The organism is Vulcanisaeta sp. EB80 (assembly GCF_002078205.2).
This window is the reverse complement of record NZ_LCWN02000110.1, coordinates 1-3600: the sequence shown is the minus strand read 5'-3', so window position 1 is coordinate 3600 and position 3600 is coordinate 1. Positions and strand designations below refer to the sequence as shown.

Here is a 3600-nt window from a genome sequence, read left to right as displayed (position 1 = left end):
GGGGCTCGGGGAGACCGTCGAGAAGGAGACGGCGGGTCAACCGCCATCTCCGGAGAGACGGCAAGATGTTATCCTTCTACGTTATTATTAATTATTATTACGTGTGTTTTATGTTATTTTTCATGGGCATGTGTGGTTGGTGATTATTGTTTAATTAATTGATGGAACGTGTGCTGATTTAAGGAAAGCCTTTTAATTCGATTGTTTCGGTGATTATTTAATGGAGTTTTTAATACTTAATTGGGAGCGGTTGGTGGATATGTCGCTTGATTTGTCATTATTGATTAAGGACTCTGGTTATAGGCCTGATTCGATTGTTGCCGTACTCAGGGGTGGGTATGTTGTGGGTAAGCTTGTTTCTGATTTCCTTGGTGTTGATGATTTGGTGGTTCTTGGCATAACGAGTTATGGTACTAGGGTTGGTTCTGGTGAGGAGCCTGTTATTACCTACCCTATAGTGCGTGATTTGAGGGGTAGGGCTGTGTTGCTTGTGGATGATGTTGCTGATTCCGGTAGAACGCTTGCAATGGCTAGGGATTTGCTTAGGTTTTATGGCGTTAGGAGTGTGAGAACGGCTACATTGTTCGTTAAGCCATGGTCAGGGACTAGGCCTGATTATTACGTAGGTACCACTGATAAGTGGATTCTATTTCCCTGGGAGGTTGGTGAGGTTGTTAGGAGTAGGCTCGATAAGGCGGATATTAACGTGGTAATAAGGGAATTAGGGTTGGTTAATTATTTCGGTGAGGATTTTGTGAATAAGTTCATGAAATTATTCTCTACTCGTACTCGATAGTGGCCGGAGGCTTGGGCGTTACGTCATAACCAACCCCAGCAACCCTATCATCATTATCTAAAACCTCCTTAGCCACCTCAAGTAATTTATCACGCGATAACCTGGGCACATCCGCAGTCATGAAGTCGTCGGTCACCACAGCCCTTATTGAAACGAAATACTTACCACGACCTCTCTCAGCTAACTCGTATATTACGTGGGTTACATCGTACCTCGATGTCACGAGATCGTAAAGCTCATAAACGATGTCCCATCGTGTAGGTTCTCCCCTAATTAACGCAACATGGCCATACGAACGCGCATCCCCCTTGACCCCCGTTGCCCTAATGCTAAACAGCTCTGCAGATAACCTGCCGAGTTGCCCTAGGGATTTCGTGATCTCATCATTATGTGAGACCTTGAATTCCCAAGCTGCCGCGAACCACTGGCTGAGACCTAGTTCGCCGAGCCTCTTTTCCACAATTTCCGTGGCCTTTCTAACGACATCCAGTTTTTCCATAGTTAAGGTACCAACGGCTCTTATGCTAAGCCCAGGTCCTGGGAAGGGTTGTCTATTGATGATCTCGCCGGGCACGCTCAAGTACCTGGCTATCTCTCTAACCTGGTCTTTGTAAAGCTCCCTCAGTGGCTCGAGGAGCTTGAACCTGTACCTACTGACGGTGTCTATGCCCACCTGCTCGAGCACATTATGCTGGGTCTTGATACCGCCCTTCGTTTCTATCCAGTCTGGGGCTATCGTGCCTTGAACAAGCCAGTCGCAACCAAGCTCGTTGGCTATCCTGGAGAGGGCTGTGTAGAAGAGTTCCCTAAACTTGACCCTCTTTTCCTCAGCGTCGCCTATCCCAAGCATCTCGCGGTAGAAGTAATCGTGTAAGTCGACTATGTTGATGGGTAGAACGCCACTTAGGAGGGATTTCACCTGGTTGGGTTCGTTGCTCCTCATGAAGCCTGTATCAATAAACATGGCCCTCAACCTATCACCGATAGCCCTCCTGACTAATACCGCACTTGTCGTGCTATCCACACCACCGCTTATTGCGGCTAATGCGCAATTGATCGGTAGGGACCTGGTATAATCGATTAACTTATTAATAATGCTCGTGTAATCCATTGATTCCTAATTTAATAAACCATTTAAATACTTTACCTAGAAATCATGGACATGGCGAGGTTGATTGTTCAATCAAAATTATCAAAGATCATTTATTGCATGGTGCATAGTTCCAGGAAGTTCCTAATTATTAATGTGCCGAACTCCGTGTGCCTAACCTCTGGGTGAAACTGAACGCCAAACCTACCCAAGTCCTCATTTGCCATTGCCTCCACGGGTACCCTGGAGCTGTGCGCAATGACCTTAAAGCCCCTTGGTGGTTTAACCACGCTCACGTTGTGGCTTTCCCACGCAGTGAATTCCCTGGGTAAGCTCCTCAGTATTGTGTCCTCATCATCCACCTGAACCCTAACACCACCGAACTCTGAATACCCCTTCCCCAATTCGCCACCGTATGCGTAAGCCATCAGTTGATGGCCGAGGCATATACCAAGTACGGGTCTTGGAAACTCAAGGATATAGTTAATGGCGTTGCCGGTCCTGGGTATGTCCTCGGGTATGTTCCAGGGTCCACCGCTTATGATTAGGCAGTTGTATTTCTCTCTAACCTTATTGATGGGTTCGTTAGGTTCGATGAAGGCTCCATCGAATCCTAGCTCGGTAATGCGCCTTAGGATTAGGTGGTTGTATTGTCCCCCGAAGTTCAATATTCCAATAACCACGGGATTTCCTGTAAAAATAAATCTTTAAAAGCTTTTGGTAATAAATGCTCGTTAATTATTAAGTATCTTTAATCATTTTATTAAATAATGGATGATAATTTGTGTTTAAACAATTGTTTAAACAAATGATTATTATTATTATGTGAAAGCTTTATAAACGTTTCAATAAGCGATGGAACAATGGAGGTCAAATCGGGAGTTTTCCTAAGGGAGTCCACGGGTTTGGTTAAGGAGGCTGGTTTTTGGGATGCGGTCTCAATAAACATCGCCAACATGTCGATTGGCGCCGCCCTTGGAACTGTCGGTTTCACATTAATGGCTTTGCCGAGTTTGGTTGGCGTTAACCTTGTGTATGCGTCGTTGTTGGCCTTTCTACTATCCATACCACAAATAATCGTCTATACGCTATTGACAACCCTAATACCACGAACGGGTGGCGACTATGTGTGGCTTAGTAGAGCCTTTGGTCCAAGGCTTGCCTGGTTAATAAATGGTTTGGTTATGGCGTTTGTGATACAGGCTTTGGCCTATTATGCATTAATTGCTATAGCCGGTGTTTTCCAGCTCGAGTCAGTGTTGCCCTTGCTTGGGTTCAACGTGACGTTCAATACCTGGTCGATGATAGGCGCGGCAATAGCCTTCTTCGCCGTGATAGTTACGGCCAACATATTGGGTACTAGGTATGGGCTTAGGCTCATGACTATCTTAACCTCAATATCCCTGTTAGGCCTTGCCCTAGCCATTGCCGTGTTATTCATCACACCGAGGACTGCAGCCATAGCTGCGGTGAATGAGTTGTTGCCAAGTGGTTACTCGTACACATCATTATCCAGTGGTTATAGTGGTCCTTACTTCACATGGGATGGTGCCTTCATGGTCATACCGTTCTTCGCCCTGTACGTCTACCCATGGTTGATGGCAGGTCCCGCAATAGCATCCGAGATCAGGGGTAAGTCAGCCATTAAGTTTAACGTACCTACTGCTGCGATTACAACAATGATCCTGGCGACGCTAGGTTTCGAAGCCCTCTA

General features: G+C 46.0%; 4 protein-coding genes. 2 read left to right on the top strand and 2 right to left on the bottom strand.

Features of this window, described 5'->3' with window-relative positions:
* Positions 1-220: 220 nt before the first annotated feature.
* Positions 221-796: a phosphoribosyltransferase gene (locus B7L70_RS12025; RefSeq protein ID WP_081228394.1), complete on the top strand. Its 576-nt coding sequence runs from the start codon at positions 221-223 to the stop codon at positions 794-796.
* Here the strand turns inward: B7L70_RS12025 and B7L70_RS12020 are convergent.
* Positions 780-1907, bottom strand: coding sequence for a GMP synthase (locus B7L70_RS12020; RefSeq protein ID WP_081228393.1), 1128 nt, complete (start codon positions 1905-1907; stop codon positions 780-782). The two genes, B7L70_RS12025 and B7L70_RS12020, sit on opposite strands and share 17 nt — an antisense overlap.
* 92 nt (positions 1908-1999) lie before the next feature.
* Positions 2000-2569 carry a GMP synthase subunit A gene (locus tag B7L70_RS12015; protein ID WP_081228392.1) on the bottom strand — a complete coding sequence of 190 codons (570 nt, stop codon included), beginning with the start codon at positions 2567-2569 and terminating at the stop codon, positions 2000-2002.
* Positions 2570-2749: 180 nt separating this feature from the next.
* Here B7L70_RS12015 and B7L70_RS12010 point away from each other — a divergent pair.
* Positions 2750-3600, top strand: an 851-nt coding sequence (locus tag B7L70_RS12010; protein ID WP_143701650.1) for an amino acid permease, incomplete at its 3' end; no start/stop codon positions are given.